This is a genomic window from Nostoc punctiforme PCC 73102 (genome assembly GCF_000020025.1).
GTDB classification, from domain to species: domain Bacteria; phylum Cyanobacteriota; class Cyanobacteriia; order Cyanobacteriales; family Nostocaceae; genus Nostoc; species Nostoc punctiforme.
This window is the reverse complement of sequence record NC_010628.1, coordinates 1,791,936-1,809,364: the sequence shown is the minus strand read 5'-3', so window position 1 is coordinate 1,809,364 and position 17,429 is coordinate 1,791,936. Positions and strand designations below refer to the sequence as shown.

Genomic DNA, 17,429 nt, shown 5'->3' with positions numbered 1-17,429 from the left:
TGCATCAATCATGACTTTTCAAACATCCTCTTAACCAAAGCTACAATTTACAATAAAAATCTTAGCCAAAATAGTGAAAAATTTCAGCCTCAGCCTTTATGCTTTTCATCTCCGCCACACCCTAACTGAACTTCCCGGTGAAGTTGTGACAGATGCTAATCTCTTGCGTCAACGCTACCGAGATGCGAGAACAATTTATAGCGATTTAGAAAATAAAATTCAAGAATTTAACAGCCTGATATCTAAAAATCAAACACAATTATCTGGCTTAAAAAGCTTAATGGGAGAAATTCACAAAAAAAGCTTTGATTACACCAGATGCTTACAAGATTTACAAACACACCACACATCAATTACTACTAATATTATTAACTACAAAATTTGCTTAGATCAGATTAAAACTATTGGTAACGGAAATAGACCCAAATTCTGGCAAGATTTTTTCAACAAAGAATGAATGTAAGAAATGGCGAGAACAAATCCAAACAGATATTAACTATCTGACTCCAGGTCAAGAATTGTTTGGACAATTCGTTGATACTATCCGAGGTATAGTAGAAACAGAACAAAGTGAGCGCGATCGCTCCTTAGAAAACACAATCCAGATATTAGGTATAGGCTTTGGCGGTGGTGCGTAGGCGTAGCCCGTCGTAGACATCGCCTCTGGTGTATTCACAACACATATTGATAAAATTAATCTGCCGTTAGTACAAAAATATCCCCTTTACGCATCGTTAACTTTAAGCATCATTGCTACCGTGGTATTTATCGCTTTAGGTTGGCTAATTACCAAACGTAAATAAAGTAAATTCTTCGGAGAAACTATGCAAATAAAAGACATGACCACAGAACAGTTACAAAACTTGAACCGTAATCCCCCGATAAATAGGAGGACTTTAAGAGCTTTTTGCCTGGCTTTTTAAAGGGGGTTGGGGGGATCAAAAGCCTGTAGCGCAACTCTAGAAGACTTGTGTATACACCGCAGCTCCGACTTGGAGAGGGACGATTTTGCCTAGTAAAACCTTCTTAGAGGTTTCTAGGTGATTAGGGGACTAATCAGAAATTTTGCGGGGATTGAGAGTTAATCGACATAAAGTAGTATACTTTTCTGGGTTCGCGTAAAGCTACCCAAAAGTTTCGTCTAAAAACCAAGATTTTGGGGTTGCTCTAATGCTAAGTCCTGTAGTAACAGTCAGTATCTTTCAAAAACAACCCGACCCTAAACCATTTTCAGCAGGTGAAGTCATTTTTGAAGAAGGACAGCCTGGCGATAACATGTACGGGATTCTGGAAGGAACAGTGGATATATTAGTCAATGGCAAGGTTGTAGAAACCATTGACACAGGCGAAGTTTTTGGTGTTGGGGTACTTGTAGGAGTAAAAAATAGAACTTACACAGCTATTGCTAAGGTGGACAGCAAACTTGCTTTCGTTGATGAGAAAGGGTTTCTCTTTGCCGTTCAGGAAACACCTATGTTTGCTCTGAAGGTGATGAAAAGTTACTCAGAGCGTCTGAGCCGCTTGCAGCACATGGTTTAAAGCACCTTAGTAGGGGCGCACAGCTGTCGCTCTACAAATGGACTAATCTTACCTTCTCCCCAGAAGACCATACATATATCCTCTCGCTTGGGGAATCAAAAGTCAGTATTCAGAAAACTCTAGATTCTGGCTTTTGACTCCTGAATTTATTTAAAGTGTGCAGAATTACTAGAGGTAGAAATGGCGCGTAAACGGTTGATTATTGAGATGGGGATGGGAATAGATCAGCATGGACAAGAACCAACAATAGCAGCATCTAGGGCGGTACGGAATGCGATCGCTCACAATGCCTTACCTGGTGTTTGGGAAGTTGCAGGTTTAAGTCATCCCAATGAAATGATTATAGAAGTTCAAGTAGCAGTGCCATATCCAGAACAAGTTAGAGAAGAAGAGGTACTAGCTGTCCTACCATTTGGTAGAAAAACCCTCACCGTAGAATCTGGAGGGATGATAGTTCAAGGGCGGGCGATTCCCGAACTAAACGATAAAAATGATGAAATGTTGATTGCGATCGCAGCTGTTACAGTTTTGATAGAAAATGAGTAGTTGAGGTAAAAACCCAACGTTTATTTAATTAAATGACGATTAGCTGGGTTTAATTACTTGGTGATTATTAGCTATTGCGTAAAAAAAGCTAGCATCTACACATTGTCGGGAAATTTCAAAAGCTTCAAAGTAACCATCTTTTTGACCTAACTCTCGTGCCCAAAAACGAGATAGAACCAGTATGGCATCAAGTTGCATAAATGCTTTGTTTACCTCTGATTCATAACAACCAATAGCTGCAACTTTTTCCTCAATTACAGAAGTAATATCCACAAAAAAGTTGGGTTCAAAACCACGTAAAAAAACAGGCGGGGCTGAATACCACAAAGTTATGTTTTTGCGGGTAGCAACATTAGAAACTGCGATCGCACATACTTCATGATCTCTATGTCCATATTTTTCAGGTTGTGGTGCATGAGTAATAATTAGATCCGGTTGCCAACGCCTAATAGCTTCCTCAGTAACTTTAATCACTGCTTGAGTTGAAAAATTGTACTCCTCAAGTGCATAAAACTCGTAAGTTGCACCGATGATTTTACCTGCTGCATCCGCTTCTTGATGACGTGTACCCTTAATAGGCGAACTGGAAAGACTGCCATCAGTCAAAATTAAGCAACGAATATTCCACCCTGCCTTGGACATCAAACTGAGAGTGCCAGCAGCAGGTAGAACTTCATCATCAGCATGAGCATAAATTGTTAAGACAGTTCTTTGACCAAAGTTTTTTGAGTCTGAATTAATGTTCATTACTTTTTTCTTTTTACATTGAATTTATCAGGGAGTTAATAGTTATTTTCCTTCTCCCTATGTCCCTCTTATGTTTATTTTGGAGGTTGCCAAACGGATGCGCGGATGATAGCAGACAAAAGTAACAAATTATAGATAGCCCATGCACCATTGAGTAGGTGAACCAAAGGATTATTTAGATGACCAATTGCAAAGCGATAAAGACTCCATAATATCCCTAGAATAGTGAGGATAAAGATAACTAACTGTGGCCAAACTAGCCTGAGATAAATACCAGACTGCCTCTGCTTAGGTGTGACTTGAAAATTGAGTTTTTGTCCTGTGAACACACTCCATACAGCTTGGATTAGCAGGGGGAATAAAGCGATCGCATATTGTTCAGAACGCCAAACTTCTGTAGCTGGAATGCCCCAGGTAGCTGCTAAGAACGTGAGACGGTTGATAATAAAAGCTGGAAAAAAGTGTATCGCAAAGTCAGACCCGTAGGTTTTAACTGGAACAATGTCCGTAAAAAAATAGATAATTGGGCAAGAAATAAACACCAGAGTTGCAAAACCAGAGAAATAACTATACATCGTCTTAAAATATTGCAACCTTTGCCAAAATGTTAGCCCTGATTTTGTCAATGGATTCTCTCTCACTAGCACTTGGATAGTTCCTTGTGCCCAGCGTAGACGCTGTTTCAGAGTAGAACTCAGGTCATCTGGCGCTAAACCTTCTGCCAAAAGTTCATTGTGATAAATAGATTTCCAGCCAGCACTATGCAGACGCATAGCTGTATTCATATCTTCTGTAATGCTATTACTTGATACCCCACCAACTAAATCAAATTCATCTAAACGTTTTTCATCTTTGGCAAATTCATCAGCAAAATTTTGCAGTCCTACACTAACTAGTGCTTCACGTCTCAATATCGCATTTGTGCCTGTATAGAACGCAGCATTCATGCCATCTTTACCTTGTTGAAGTGGCCCATAAAATAAATTTGCTCGATGTCCAAAAGGATCGCCTGGAGGAATATTGTAAAAATCCTGGCGAGTCTGTACAAAAGCAATTTGATTCTGGTCGTATCTTCCTGTTGAAAGATTATATGTATAGAAATAAGGTACAACTCGCTTCAGAAAATTTTGCTTGGGAATGTGGTCGGCATCTAGAGTAACAATAAAATTTCCTGCCGTTTGTCCAGAAAAAATTGCGTAATTGATGTTGCCTGCTTTAGCATGATGTGCTACACCAGGTGTCTTGGGACGAGCGATATACCGAAACCGAGAGAGTTCCAAAAGTTCGAGTTCTTTCTTACGGATAGTTTCCTCTAGGGCTTTCCGTTCGGTAGTGAGGCGATCGCGTAGCGTCTCCACAGGAGAATCGCTAATACTTTGATGAGTCGGAGGTAGCCAAAGAATAAACTGTCGCAGACTTTGGACAAATTCCGTAGCCAACTGATTAACTACGGGTTCTGATGATGATGTTTGCAACCATTGTTCTGCACCTTGAGTATTAGGTGTGAGATTTTCTAGTTCCTTTAGGCGCTGCAATAAAGAAGAGTGTTCTGCATCAATCCGATTTGCTTCTTGTTGTAGTTGTGGTGACTGCAAATCTTCAATACACAATCTTTCTGTCATAGCCCGCATATCAGCCGAGTTACCATCATCTAGAACATAAACTCGTAACTTTGTTGGCGGATAATCCATTACTAGAGCAGCTTTGGCAGTTTCCTCTACAATTTTCGGCGGTTCGTTGTAGCAGGTTACAAAGACATCTACTGTTGGCCAGTCCGATCTGGGTAAAGGTGGGGTCATCTGGTCGAGAGACTTAACCTGTCGCACTAAAGGTCGCCACAACCCAATCACAAACATCACACCGCCGAAATAGCTATAAATTTCTGCTATCAATAAAGGAATAGAGATCCACAGTGCATCAAAATTGATGGAATGGGTGACGCGCCATTGCAAATACCAGATACCAAAAATTAAATTTATTTCTGCAAGATAGCGAAATAACAGCGTTCTTTTTTTAAGTAATGAGCGACTATTACCAGAAAACTTTGAGGAATTATCACTAATAGAAACTGAACTCATCTTAGTACTATTTTAGATTTTGGACTTGTCGTGAGCGTTCAGTCGAACGATTTTGGATTTTAGATTCGACTACGCTCAGTAACCATCAATGCCATAAGCGAGAACCAAGCTGATAGGTATATGTTGCATCGCTTTTAGCGTCTCCCTTTGGGAGAAGAAAAAGATTTGGGTCTTGGGATTCTGACAAGAGAGGAAAAGTTAGACCAATAGAACTAGGGAGTCCTGGAGGCTATTCCCGATGAAATGGGAAGCCCCGCCGTATAGACTAGACGGAGCTTCCCACTTTATCTGCATTCCTTCAGAATCAGTATTCCCTAGTTGAATTCATTACTAACAACCTATTACCAACCCAACATTACTGCTAGTAGTCTGCCAACCCAAAAATGCTAAGTGAGGACTGGGGAAAGGGGAAAGGTTAAGGGATTTGAACCTTTCCCCCTTACCCCTTACTCTTTACCCCGCCAAGTACACTTGGCGAACTACTAGAGGACGCAGGCACGGATCTTTGCATTCCTGCGTCTGCTTATCTTAATGTCGATCGCTAGCTGAAACCCAGTAACTGCTAGAACTATCAGAAATTAACTTGGTTCGTTGTGTGGCAGTGTTGGGTAGACCTCGCCCAGAATTTCCCTTACTAACTTCTTGCCACCAAGGAGATTTCATGTCATTTGTCGGACGAATTAGAGGTTGTTGATTCATTACCTTGTACAGCAAGGATTGTAAAATCATACTGTTGGTGCTACTAGTGAAACCAACTGCCGTTTTACCTGTGGCTTCATAGAAACCCTCATAAAATCCAGCTAATGGGTTATATAAGTCAGTCGTTCCTTGCAGTAACTCTTGACTGTACTTGTTTTCTGGAAGCAGGGCATGATAGGCAAAAGCGACTGCTGTACTCACCAATCGCCCCTTTGGTACAGGTTGACCATCATCTCCTAAAGCTACCCAAGACTCACCTTTTCCAGTAATTGTGCTGTGGACAGTGTAAGGCTTACGATCGATCAAGGTGGTAGCTGAGGCTGTGAGGTTGCCGGTGCGACGATAACGTTCAGCTTGTGCTTGAAAAATTGGTTCAAAGAGCGATCGCATTTTTGGATCTAGTCCAAACTCCAGTGCATAGAGTAAGAAAGGATTACTAACTGTATATTGGTTAACTTTTGAGTTGGTATCTATGCGTTGGCGTTGAATTGGCACTTTCACTCCCTCTACTGAGGCAGTTTGATATTCTCCGCCAACAGCAGAACCATTAACATTAAATCCCCATAATTGAAAAGCTCTAGCTGCATATTCTTCATATCCCAAGCGGGTTTCTGGGTTGACGCGGATCAGCGATCGCCCATTTTGCTCTTTGATAACGGTAGCACTGGAGAGAATACCCTCGCGTACCACACGCAAATATGACCAATCCAGCACAATTTTATCTACCGCAGCCGTGTATTCTGAATGACAGGTTTTTAAGTTGTAAAGTGCTGCCAGCATTCTACCTAAATCCAAAGCTGACCAGCCGTTTCCTTCTGGGGCTGGATTTCCACCGTAATCTACTGATTGTAGCGATCGCGTATCGTAACCTCGACCAGGTAACTCTCCAGCAAATAACGGTAACTTTGTCAAGGCTGCTAAAAGATGTCGGGTGCGTTGATCAAATTCTTTCGGAGTAATTATATCGAGCGATCGCGCTGCATGGAGTGCTGCGAGGTAATCTCCTAGTCCCCAGAGGGTTGCGCCTTTGAAATCACTGCGATCGTCTATCAGCCCATTCTTGGAATGATAATTCGCTTGAAAGTATCGCCAAGCCGCCTCTGCATAACGCCGTTCAATCAGCGTTAGTGGTCGCTCCATCTTGATCTGAGATGATGGCTGAGGACTATCTACTGGTGGAATAGGTGCAACAGCGACTTCTGTTGGTTTAGGAGTATCCGCAGGAGTTGCAGGCGGAGTTGTAACAGTAGAATTCGGTTGATTTGAGGGTGTTTTAGCCGGAGTTTTAACAGTAGAATTCGGTTGATTTGAGGGTGTTGCAGGAGAAATATTCTCACTTGGCTTGCCAGTAGACACACTCGCAGCACCAGAAGCAATTAAAGGGTGATTTCCCTTAGCTTTGTAGTATAAAATCTCCAAAATCAACCCATTAGTATTACCTGTCAAAGCTTTATTAGGCTGTTTTGATTCTTCATAGATACCAGCATAGTAACCACTATCATCAGGACTGCGGAGATCCTTGACAGCATCAAAAACTTTTTGAGCATAAGCATTATCTGGAAAAAGATAACGCCAACCAAAAGCAGCTTTGGTACTGATGCTGCGAAACTGTGGATAAGGTTGATTAGCATCCGTGATTGTTGCCCAGTTTGCACCGTTGGCGTAGACGGTGTTGTAGAGAAAATAAGGCGCTTGGTCGATATTATCTTCTGTAACCGCAGTCAACTGCCCTGTGGTATCGTAACGCCGTTTTTGTACATCTAAAACCCTGGCAGCAAAATCAGCTAACTCACCTTGCAAGCCAAACTCAATCCCTTCAAGGATATAAGACTCACTAACAACGTAATTATTAGCATTGGTGCTTTTAAAGTCACGGGTATCAACGGGAATTTGCACGCCATTAATTTCGACTAACTTAAACGGTTCTAAAGAAATAGCTTTGGGTGCGGGGAAACCCCAAAGTCCATAACCTCTAGCCCCGTATTCTTCATAGCCGAGTCGTCCTTCTTGCACCAGTAACGTTTTGTTGTCTGGGAGAACAGTAGCGCCAAAAAGTTGCCCATCTTTGAGCGATCGCGCCACTTGCCACTTTGCTACAATTCCTTTGAGCCAATCATTATATTGCGGATGACAGGTACGGATGACATCAAACGCCGCCAGTATTCGCCCAACATCCAAAGCAGACCAACCAATACCTCGCTCAAGTGGATTGTTGCCATAATCAACCATTTGTGCATTGGCTGCGTTATAGACTTTATTGGGCAAGGCATCTTCAAATAACTTTAAGCTGCTGAGAGTCGTTAAAAATTTGTTGAGACGAGCATCAAAGTCTGCTTGGTCAGTGAGATTCAACCAGCGTGCAGCATTCAACGCCATCAGGTAATTACCCATATCCCAGAGTGTACCAGAAGGATAACCCCCTGTAGAATTGGTAAATCCTGTTGCTGGCTGATAATTTTTGACAAAATACTGCCAAGCACCACGAGCGTAAGTTTGTTCTTCAGGTGTCAGAGGGGCTGTAATATTGCTACAGCTATTGGAATTTTGAGATAAGACTGGTGTCGGGATGTAAAACAAAAATTGCAGAAATGTTCCAACTAGGAACAATGCAATCCATCTCAACAGCTTTTGTTGACGGAGTTTGTATATCATACGCAAAAAAGGAATTAGGAGTTAGGAGCGCATAGCGCGTCTTTACAGTTATATTCGTAAGGATGCAAATAACTACCGATTTGTGTTGTGTTCGTGAAGATACGCCAAATTGCAATTGAAACTTAAGCTAGCAACAAAGGAGTAAGTGATTGGAACCTATTTGCTACCTCTGTGGAGAACCGATTAAAGACAATAAAGGAACTTATTGGATCAAAGGGATAGGTGGTATTTTTTCGAGAGGTGTATATCCTAGTACAATAGTCTCTGCACATTGGGGAAAATGCGCGAATGTTGTAGGTAAGTACTTTGACCAATTTCCCCCAGATGAGAAGGGAGAATCCTGGTTTTGGAACCATTTACCCTTCTATACCCAATCCGATGAAGAAGTAACTAATTCAAATAGATTTATTTATGTTCTAAAGTCGAGAGAATATTACAAAATAGGTATTACTAAGGATGTCGCAAAAAGGATGCGAGAACTACAAACAGGCAATCCAGTTAAACATTTATTTGTTTGCTCTTCTTTTTTTGAAGATGCACCTAGATTTGAAAAGCTTTTACATGAAGCTTTCGCCGAATATCGAGTAGAAGACAGCGAGTGGTTTAAGTTACCATCTGAAAAGCTAGAAGAGCTAATTGAAATTTTAGAAAACAGGAATTTTATCGAGCAGGTTCCACCACTAAATAATGTAGTTTACTATCCTCTCGGTACACGTGTTTTATGGCGTAATCAGCCCGGTATTGTACATAGTCTAGTTATTAAATCCTATAAATATGAGGTTGGCTACAATATAATACTTGACAGCCAAAATTATAGAGATGATCCAGAAGTAAGCAATTCAGGCTATGACGAGTTGATTTTAGAAGATGTTGGAATCCCAAGTAAAGAAGGTTATGAGGTTGAACCTATCAAGCCAAATATTTCTGAGGATGGCATAAGGTTTTTCAAGCTGGGAGAACTTATGGAGCTACATAGGTCACAACAATCTGATGGGCAAGGAGATGTAAGGTAGTATGAAGAAGTTGACTTGCCTGCAAAACAGCCCCAGAAGCATATTAAAATTGCTTGCTAATGTTAAAATCGTTAAGTTTAGATTTTTGACAAACTTTATCAACTAAGAACCCATAAAATTGAACTAGGTTTATCACAAGAATGTGAGCAATTCTGCTATGAAAACCCTGGCTAAATGGTCTGTAGACGACTATCATCGCATGGTTGAGGCGGGCATCCTACGTGGTCGTCATCTGGAACTGCTAGCAGGCGAAATTGTTGAGATGAGTCTAGAAACCCCAATTCACTACACCACAGCAAAACGAGGTGCAAAATATTTAGAAAAATTGCTATCAGGTAAAGCTGATGTCCGCTTCAATGGGCCCATTACACTATCCGACTCGGAACCCGAACCTGATATTGCAATTGTTCGACTTCCAGAATCATCCTACAACGATCGCCATCCCGCTCCTCAAGATATCTTCTGGATTGTGGAAGTTGCTAAAACAATCTTAAAGAAAGACTTGGATATCAAGGCTGTAATTTATGCAACGGCTGCGATTCAAGAATATTGGATTTTAGACTTATCTACCAAACAGATGATTGTGTTAAGGAACCCTCAAGATGGTGAGTACGTTGAAAAATATACTATTGGAGAAGGAATAATTACACCACTAGCATTCGCAGACGTTTCAGTTTCTGTTAAGAGGCTTTTATCATGAGGCTATTACAGTAGCCCAACACTATGGTGATTTTGTTTACCATATTTTCTGCCATTCTTGTGGTTATGAGTTGATTCACACTCTGGACATTGTATAGAAATTCAGCATCGCTCCAATTTATACTTCTATGCAACGCCAGATTTTTCATTGTTTTAGAATCTTAGCTGTAACTTGCGGTTTTCTGATAGCCCTTTGGGTTAACTTCTGACTTTTAACTCCTGCCCAAACAGTAAGTGGTTGTCCAACTTGTTTATACAGTAAGCTTTCTAAAATTACGCCATTATTGTTGGCGGTGAGAGTTTTATTTGGCTGACGCATAGATTCATAAAAGCCGTTGTACCAACCATCTTTAGAGTTAAGGTTAGCTTGGACGAAATTAAATAACTGCTGCGTGTAATCAGTATTATAAAGCACGTGCCAGCCGATCGCAGCTTTGGCACTGAGAAACCGCAAATCGTTGTGTTTTTGTTGGGTATCTGTGACGGTTGCCCAAGGTTCTCCGTTGACAAACAAGCTGCTGTAAACAAAGTATGGAGGGCGATCTAAGTTGTCTTCGGTAACGGCGGTTAATTGTTTTGTCGCTTCATAACGCCCTACTTGAGCAGCTAAAATCCGATCGGCATAGGCTTTAGGCAAAGCTTGAAACCCAGTTTCGATACCATCTAAAATATAGGGTTCGCTAAGAACGTAGTTATTGGCTCCAGAGTTTTTATAGTCGCGGCGATCGTAAGGAACTCCCTGTCCGTAAAGATCGACAAAGGCAACATTGGACTGATAATCCAATGCTTGTGTAACATTCAAGCCCCAAAGCTTTAATCCGTAGGCAGCATAATTCTCATAGCCCAAGCGGCCTTCTTGATTGTATTGTTCTCTACCTTTAATAACGGCAGTCCCGTACATTTTTCCATTTTTGGTAATACGCTTGACTTGCCAATGTTTCCAAACGTCTGTAGAAAGCGATCGCATTTCTGGATACTTTGCCTCGACAATCTTCAACCAGATTGCCATCCTTCCCAAATCGATAGCTGACCAACCAATTTCTTCGCGTTTTTCTAGTTGACCATAATTGACGGGTAGGAGGGTTTTGGCATTGTAAACCTTGTTGGGTAATTCCCCTTTATATAAAGGCATCGATGCCAGTGTTTTCAACATTTTGCTCATTTTGGCTTCAAATTCAGCCGCAGGCACGATATTGAGTTCTCTAGCACTAACTAAAGCTGCGATCGCTGCTGTCTGATCCCACATACTGACAGAGGCAAAGCCGTCAACGGAATTGATCAAACCAGTTTCATCATTCCAGTTGCGCTGGAAATATGACCAAGCAATACGTGCCGTTGTCATTTCCTCTGGAGTTAGTTTTCCAACTCCCGGAGCAATGTATGGAATTATCGCTACTGTGAGTTGGTTCTTAGGAATAGATTGACCTGGTAAAACTACAGATTTAGCATCAAGACGGGCAATGATTTCAGATGCTTCAGCACTAGAGGCAGGGTTTTGGGGTTTCTTTGGTTGTACCAACTGGCGTGAAGCAGTTTCGGATGTTGAGATTTCCGGTTTTTCTATGGAAGCTTGGGAAAGTTGCTTAGACCAACCATTTAAAATTGCGATCGCTATTACAGCCGTAACTACCCCTCCTACAGAAGCTAGTATGGACAAGTTCTTAGGTGGCGGTTGAAAATCAGAACTCATACTGATTAAAGCCTTATTTTATAAGTCAGCGTTGTTTGCGTAGTTTCACCAAATACATTCTTCCCAACTTTGAAATCTAACTAACACCCAGAAGGCCACCTGACTACTACAATAAAATAGTCACGCACCCGATCTCTGGAGTTCTAGCAGTGGGATTATTTGATGATTTAAGTCGGTTTTTAGAAAACCGTTTAGAAGAATTCTTGCGTAACAATCCACATTTGGAGTTAGAGGCGCTGCTAGAACAGCTGCGTGAGCAAGAAGAAGACACATTAAAACTGATCGCAGATTTACGATTACAAGAAAAGCGATCGCAAGAAGAAATTCTCTCCACCGCTCAAGAAATTCAGCGTTGGCATATCCGTGTTCAAAAAGCCAAAAACGCTGGCAGAGAAGATTTAGCGACTGCGGCGGGTGAGCGAGAAGCAGCCCTGTTGCGCGAAGGAAATCAGCGCTGGGGACACATGCAAGGGCTGAAAGAACGCATTAACCAATCTCAAGAACTATTACGAAAAATCCAGCAACGGCGACAGGAGGTGCAAGCTAAAGCCGCTGAAGCACAAACAGCCCGTGATAAAGCGCAAACTCAGCAGCGTTTTGAAACCAGTGGCTGGTCGAATAAAACTAGCAATTATTCTAGTGGGTTTGATGACTTAGAAGAGAAGTTCCGTAGCTGGGAAACCCAAGACGAGTTAGAACAAATGAAGCGGAATTTAGGGAAATAATTGCATCTAGATAAAAAAGACGCACTGAAATTTATAACGTAAATCGTTCAAAAGATTTGGTGATGTCGGCTCTTGGGGTAATTGTTAGGAGTATCGATTGAAATGGTATAACCAATCGCAGCGCTATATGAAATGCCAATCATGTCTTTCTTTTTGTTTGCATTGAAATAACGCTAATAGAGTTTATTTTTGAAGAAATGGACACCCGGATTTTTTAACCATGAAAAATCCGGGCAACGCATTGGCTTCCCTACAGTAATTTTGTTTTTACTTGATAAAGTATCTCTGACATTCCTTGTTTTATAAATATTCTGTATTGCTCGTAACAAGTTTTGCCATTTATGTAGTATTAAAAATATTACATATTCATACTTACTACAATCATCAAATAAGTTAAATCTGGAAATTGTATTTAATTTACTAATCAGGATTTATTTTTCTGATAAAGTTTACTAAAGTCAAGTTTTACCTATCTTTGCATTACTACCAAAACATCGTAATAATACTTAATTTTTCTTGATTAACTATCAACAAGGAGAAGATAGAAAAATCTTATATTCTTCAAAAAGAACGTGTAATTTAACACATTTTTATTTTCGCTATTTTGTGTTGTTGCCACAGTATTTTCTAAATGTTTTCCATGAGAACTGAGGCAGAGAGAATATATGTTTTTAGACATTTTAGCTAGCCTGCAACGGTTATTTGTTGGTTACATTCCAGCCGCCGTATTGGGTAGTTTTATTGGATATCTAATAGGCATGAATAGCATGATTTATCAGCTATTTAGGCTGATGTTTCAAATACCACATAGTATCCCTCCTATAGCTTTGCTACCTATTGCATTAATAGTGTTTCAAGAGAGCGAATCGGCTGCTACTACAGTAGTTTTTCTAGGAACTCTCTGGACGATGATTATTAATACGGCAATTGGTATGCAACATTTTCGCAGGCAGAATAATAACTTTCGAGTAGCTATATTCCATATATTTCATGCCTTGAAAGTTAGTATTTGGGTAGCCTGGTTTATAGTTATTTCTATAGAGATGTTAACAGGGCCAAAAGGACTTGGCTTTACTCTTTGGGAAGCTTATAAAGCTGGCAATGCCGATTACATAATTCAGGTGATCCTTTACATTGGTATCATTGGCTTTTTGCTGGATCAGTTGCTAGATTTCGCAGCTTATATCCTCTCGCAAATGGTTTCAGATGGGAAAAAATCTTCCTAAATTTTATCTAGGCTTGCGGATTGCACCCTGCCAGCTAATAGTTTGCTTGGCAGAACGTATTCCCAAAGAACGAGTTGCTACGACTTCAATATCAACGTTGACACCAGGACGTAAAGCTGAATCAGGAATATTGAGCTTGCCTAAAGCTAGAGTAAAACGGTTGTAGTCACGAGTCACAAGTTCGTTGGGAATATCCCCTTCATATTCAGTTTTGTAGCCAGAAAAGCCGTACAAGTTATCCTGGGCGCGGAATTTGATGCGAAACTGAGTATTAATAGCATCAGATTTCGCTGCCAAATCAACAATTTTTAAGTTGAGGTTTTGTCCTGCTTCGGCAAACTCTGCTACAGCTAACCGGGTGACATCTTTTTTGGGAATGGCATGGTTAACGGTAAATGTTGTTAAGTTAGCTTCATTTTTGATGCTACCATCAACCCATAAGTCCTCGGCAAAAGTAACTTCTACTTGTTTGTTGTCAGTTAAATTAAGTGTTACAAGTTGATTGCCAAAGCTGGTAATAGGTTGTTTTTCTTGCCAAACTATTTGAAAAGTTTCTTCTAGACGCTGTTCAAACTCAAGGTAATCATCTGCGATCGCAGAACCAGGCGCAAGTAGAGAAGTTGCCCCTTTGCGTTGATTCCACTTGTTCTTCGAAAGGTTTACTGGTTTGTTTGTCAGTTCCGAAATTGCTAGCTGCACCGTTGGATTATCGCCTGCCAAAGCTTCCTTGCTATTTACAATACTTAAAGTTCCTAAGCGCCCTTGGCTACCGTCACTACCATCGCTGCCATCTCGCCCATCGCTACCGTCACTACATCGATAAACCTTGTCAGTACACTTATAATCAGGGTTACCGGGAATTCCTGTGCAAGTTTTCACTTCCCAACTCCGCCTATGACAGCGACAACCCTCCGTACCGTTGCCACCTCTACCGCCACGTCCACCTTCCCCGCCACTTGCCCGAACGGAAATGTTTCGTAAGTCTGCCAAATTGCTGTAATACACTGTGAGGGAACCACCATTTCCCCCATCTCCTCCCTTACCACCATTGCCACCATTGCCACCATTTGGTGCATTTATATCATGGCTGACCCGGTCGCGTTGATAACCACAGTCAGGGCGATCGCTATGTTCCCCGTCTTCCCCATCTTCACCATCTTTACCGGACAAATCAAGATTCACGGGTGAACCATTAACAAAAATGTTTTGGTTTTCACCGCTTCTACCCGATCGCCCATCGGTTCCTGTACGTCCATCTCTGCCATTATTTCTGGCTACTTTATAATATTCGTCAGAGGCAACAGCTGGGCATAAAACTGAACCAGAGGCAGGTAAAAAGCTCGTAAATAAGCAGAATGTCAGCAGTAGTGGCAGCTTACTCCTAAAATCATTGTGCATTTAGTTACACCTAAAACTTGAGTTAATTCAACTACTACTGACGCTGGCTTTTAATAATTTGCTCCCTTGTCTCTAGTAGTGGTACCAAGGTAACTTTGCTAAGTAAAACCTCTAATTGGTAAAATAGCCAAAAACGGGGTGTAACATGGCAAAAAAGTACATTGTTGACTTGAATGAAGATGAAGTTTCCCAACTGCAATCGATAATTAAGAAAGGTAAGCATAAGGCAAGAACCATAAGCCGTGCAAACATTCTTTTGATGGCTTCCGAAGGAGAAACGGATCAAGCGATCGCTAGCATAGTTAGAGCGCATGTTGCAACAGTGCAACGAATACGAGAAAAATTTGTCATTGGAGGGTTAGATTTTGCTTTAAAGGATGAAGTTCATCCACCAAAACATAAAAAATTAGATGAAAAGCAAGAAGCATTTTTGATTGCAACAGCTTGTTCTAATCCGCCAGAAGGAAGAGTGCGTTGGACAATGCAATTATTAGCAGATCATTTAGTGAACGTTGGTATCATAGATTCAATCTCAGATGAAACAGTACGTCAAACTTTAAAAAAAATGAAATTAAGCCTTGGTTGAAAGAACAATGGTGTATTCCTGAAGTTAACGCAGAATATGTTTTCCGAATGGAAGATGTGCTGGATTTATACAATGAGCCTTATGATCCTAAACGCCCTGTAGTCTGCTTTGATGAACGTCCATACCAATTAGTAGAAGAAGTAAGACTTCCTTTGCCACCACAGCCAGAGCAACCTGAACGTTATGATTTTGAGTATAAACGTAACGGGACAGTAAATTTATTCGCATGTTTTCAACCCTTGGCTGGATGGCGGCATATCGAAGTTACAGAACGTCGAACTAAAGCCGATTTTGCTAAACAAATGAAAAATTTAGTAGATGTTTCCTACCGAGATGCCGATGTTATTCGTTTAGTAGTTGATAACTTGAATATTCATACACCCAATGCATTATATGAAGTTTTTCCACCAGAAGAAGCACGTCGAATTATTCAAAAGTTAGAGTTTCACTATACTCCTAAACACGCTTCTTGGTGAGCCAGTGCGTTGGGCGGGTTCCCCGACTTGAAGCAACTGGCGAACCCGAAGGGCTGAATCAGGTAGAAATCGAATTATCTGTTTTATCTCGCCAATGTTTAGAACGGCGTATTCCTAATGCAGAAACATTAACTTCTGAGATTGCCGCTTGGGAGAAAAAACGTAATCAGCAAAAAGCTAGTGTTTATTGGGGTTTTCAAACCAAAGATGCTCGCCGAAAAATGGAGCGTTTATATCCAAATTTAACATAGCAAAGTTAGCTTGGCAGACTACTAGTGCTGTGCCTTTTACTTGGCTGTTGGATCGTCGTTTACCTTAACAATCAGCTTGCCAAAATTATCACCTCGAAGTAAACCAATGAATGCGTGAGGAGCATTTTCTAAACCCATAACTACATCTTCTTTATACTTAAGCTGACCAGACTGTAACCATCCAGAAACATCACGCAAAAAATCATTAAACCGATGTTGATAATCGGTAACTAAGAAACCTTTGATTAAAGCTCGTTTGACTAGTAGTGGCATTAAATTAGGCCCTGATGGAGTAGATGTAGCGTTATACTCCGAAATCAAACCTACTAGTGGAATTCTTGCCCCAAGGTTGATCTGCTGCAATACAGTTTCTAAAATCACACCTGCTGTATTGTCATAGTAAACATCAATGCCATTAGGTGCAGCTTCTTTGAGTGCTGAATCAAGTTCTTGGGTTTTGCGGTTAATCCCAACATCAAAACCTAATTCTTTAACTATATAGTCCCGCTTATCGTCACTCCCGACAATTCCCACTACTCTAGCACCTTTAATTTTGGCAATTTGACCTGCTACTGCACCGACAGCACCAGAGGCGGCTGAAACCACAACAGTTTCACCTTCTTTTGGTTGACCGATATCAAGCAAAGCAGCATAAGCAGTCAGACCAGGCATACCCAGTACACCTAAGCTATAAGATAAAGGTGCTTGAGTGGGATCAAGTTTACGTAGTGTCTCAGCCTTAGATACAGCATAAGTTTGCCAACCGTTATTGCTCAGAATAAAATCCCCTACTTGAAATTGAGGATGATTTGATTTAACTACTTGGCTGACTGTACCACCTACGATCGCAGAATTCAATTCTACTGATGCTGCATAAGATTCACTTGCACTAAGACGACCACGCATATAAGGGTCGAGAGATAGATAAATGGTGCGGCTAAGAATTTCACCTTCACCCGGTTCGGGAGTTGGTGTTTCTACTAGAGCAAAATCACTCTCTTTTGGTTCGCCAACTGGACGACTTTTGAGGATGATTTGTTTGTTCATTAAATCAGACATCAGTTATTTTCCTTTAGAGGTTGTTTGAAGAGTGTTTCGCTGTGA

Annotated in this window: 13 protein-coding genes and 1 pseudogene; 8 read left to right on the top strand and 6 right to left on the bottom strand. The window is 41.0% G+C overall.

What is annotated here, in order from left to right; all coding sequences use genetic code 11:
- Window positions 1–73: 73 nt before the first annotated feature.
- From NPUN_RS37380 to NPUN_RS07470, 3 genes are all read left to right on the top strand, one after another.
- Window positions 74–457 (top strand): basic helix-loop-helix domain-containing protein, encoded by a 384-nt coding sequence (locus NPUN_RS37380; RefSeq protein WP_052304559.1) that lies wholly within the window; start codon window positions 74–76, stop codon window positions 455–457.
- 713 nt (window positions 458–1,170) lie between these two features.
- Entirely contained in the window at window positions 1,171–1,539 is a 369-nt protein-coding gene (locus NPUN_RS07475; RefSeq protein ID WP_012408191.1) for a Crp/Fnr family transcriptional regulator, read from the top strand.
- A 180-nt stretch (window positions 1,540–1,719) separates the two neighbouring features.
- Window positions 1,720–2,085, top strand: a complete 366-nt coding sequence (locus NPUN_RS07470) for a Lin0512 family protein (RefSeq protein WP_012408190.1) — start codon at window positions 1,720–1,722, stop codon at window positions 2,083–2,085.
- Between the two features lie 39 nt (window positions 2,086–2,124).
- On the opposite strand, the gene NPUN_RS07465 is transcribed toward NPUN_RS07470, so the two are convergent.
- The 3 genes from NPUN_RS07465 to NPUN_RS07455 all read right to left on the bottom strand — a co-directional run bounded on the left by NPUN_RS07465 (window position 2,125) and on the right by NPUN_RS07455 (window position 8,261).
- Window positions 2,125–2,832 carry a PIG-L deacetylase family protein gene (locus NPUN_RS07465; protein WP_012408189.1) on the bottom strand — a complete coding sequence of 236 codons (708 nt, stop codon included), beginning with the start codon at window positions 2,830–2,832 and terminating at the stop codon, window positions 2,125–2,127.
- Window positions 2,833–2,906: 74 nt separating this feature from the next.
- The gene (locus tag NPUN_RS07460) at window positions 2,907–4,910 is read right to left on the bottom strand and encodes a glycosyltransferase (protein WP_012408188.1); all 2,004 of its coding nucleotides are present in this window, start codon (window positions 4,908–4,910) and stop codon (window positions 2,907–2,909) included.
- 528 nt (window positions 4,911–5,438) lie between these two features.
- Window positions 5,439–8,261, bottom strand: coding sequence for a DUF3131 domain-containing protein (locus NPUN_RS07455; protein WP_012408187.1), 2,823 nt, complete (start codon window positions 8,259–8,261; stop codon window positions 5,439–5,441).
- A 149-nt stretch (window positions 8,262–8,410) separates the two neighbouring features.
- Between NPUN_RS07455 and NPUN_RS07450 the strand changes: the two genes are divergently transcribed.
- Window positions 8,411–9,274, top strand: coding sequence for a GIY-YIG nuclease family protein (locus tag NPUN_RS07450; protein ID WP_012408186.1), 864 nt, complete (start codon window positions 8,411–8,413; stop codon window positions 9,272–9,274).
- A gap of 157 nt (window positions 9,275–9,431) precedes the next feature.
- Complete coding sequence (locus NPUN_RS07445) at window positions 9,432–9,974, top strand: Uma2 family endonuclease (RefSeq protein ID WP_012408185.1); 543 nt, start codon at window positions 9,432–9,434, stop codon at window positions 9,972–9,974.
- Between the two features lie 144 nt (window positions 9,975–10,118).
- Here NPUN_RS07445 and NPUN_RS07440 read toward each other — a convergent pair whose 3' ends face one another.
- Complete coding sequence (locus NPUN_RS07440) at window positions 10,119–11,663, bottom strand: DUF3131 domain-containing protein (RefSeq protein WP_012408184.1); 1,545 nt, start codon at window positions 11,661–11,663, stop codon at window positions 10,119–10,121.
- A 149-nt stretch (window positions 11,664–11,812) separates the two neighbouring features.
- Here NPUN_RS07440 and NPUN_RS07435 point away from each other — a divergent pair, with 149 nt between their 5' ends.
- On the top strand, window positions 11,813–12,388 hold the full coding sequence (locus tag NPUN_RS07435) for a TIGR04376 family protein (RefSeq protein ID WP_012408183.1): 576 nt from the start codon (window positions 11,813–11,815) through the stop codon (window positions 12,386–12,388).
- A 665-nt stretch (window positions 12,389–13,053) separates the two neighbouring features.
- Window positions 13,054–13,614 carry an ABC transporter permease gene (locus NPUN_RS07430; RefSeq protein WP_012408182.1) on the top strand — a complete coding sequence of 187 codons (561 nt, stop codon included), beginning with the start codon at window positions 13,054–13,056 and terminating at the stop codon, window positions 13,612–13,614.
- Between the two features lie 3 nt (window positions 13,615–13,617).
- Here the strand turns inward: NPUN_RS07430 and NPUN_RS07425 are convergent, their stop codons facing one another.
- Complete coding sequence (locus tag NPUN_RS07425) at window positions 13,618–15,012, bottom strand: hypothetical protein (RefSeq protein ID WP_012408181.1); 1,395 nt, start codon at window positions 15,010–15,012, stop codon at window positions 13,618–13,620.
- A gap of 145 nt (window positions 15,013–15,157) precedes the next feature.
- Here NPUN_RS07425 and NPUN_RS39975 point away from each other — a divergent pair.
- A pseudogene (locus NPUN_RS39975) lies at window positions 15,158–16,325 on the top strand (IS630 family transposase).
- Between the two features lie 36 nt (window positions 16,326–16,361).
- On the opposite strand, the gene NPUN_RS07410 reads toward NPUN_RS39975, so the two are convergent.
- Complete coding sequence (locus tag NPUN_RS07410; RefSeq protein WP_012408180.1) at window positions 16,362–17,384, bottom strand: NADP-dependent oxidoreductase; 1,023 nt, start codon at window positions 17,382–17,384, stop codon at window positions 16,362–16,364.
- Window positions 17,385–17,429: the final 45 nt, after the last annotated feature.

Coding starts and splice junctions, on each gene's coding strand:
- NPUN_RS07440 (WP_012408184.1), bottom strand. CDS start 11,663: ATGAGTTCTGATTTTCAACCGCCACCTAAGAACTTGTCCATACTAGCT.
- NPUN_RS07455 (WP_012408187.1), bottom strand. CDS start 8,261: ATGATATACAAACTCCGTCAACAAAAGCTGTTGAGATGGATTGCATTG.
- NPUN_RS07470 (WP_012408190.1), top strand. CDS start 1,720: ATGGCGCGTAAACGGTTGATTATTGAGATGGGGATGGGAATAGATCAG.
- NPUN_RS07445 (WP_012408185.1), top strand. CDS start 9,432: ATGAAAACCCTGGCTAAATGGTCTGTAGACGACTATCATCGCATGGTT.
- NPUN_RS07410 (WP_012408180.1), bottom strand. CDS start 17,384: ATGTCTGATTTAATGAACAAACAAATCATCCTCAAAAGTCGTCCAGTT.
- NPUN_RS07425 (WP_012408181.1), bottom strand. CDS start 15,012: ATGCACAATGATTTTAGGAGTAAGCTGCCACTACTGCTGACATTCTGC.
- NPUN_RS07430 (WP_012408182.1), top strand. CDS start 13,054: ATGTTTTTAGACATTTTAGCTAGCCTGCAACGGTTATTTGTTGGTTAC.
- NPUN_RS07460 (WP_012408188.1), bottom strand. CDS start 4,910: ATGAGTTCAGTTTCTATTAGTGATAATTCCTCAAAGTTTTCTGGTAAT.
- NPUN_RS07465 (WP_012408189.1), bottom strand. CDS start 2,832: ATGAACATTAATTCAGACTCAAAAAACTTTGGTCAAAGAACTGTCTTA.
- NPUN_RS07475 (WP_012408191.1), top strand. CDS start 1,171: ATGCTAAGTCCTGTAGTAACAGTCAGTATCTTTCAAAAACAACCCGAC.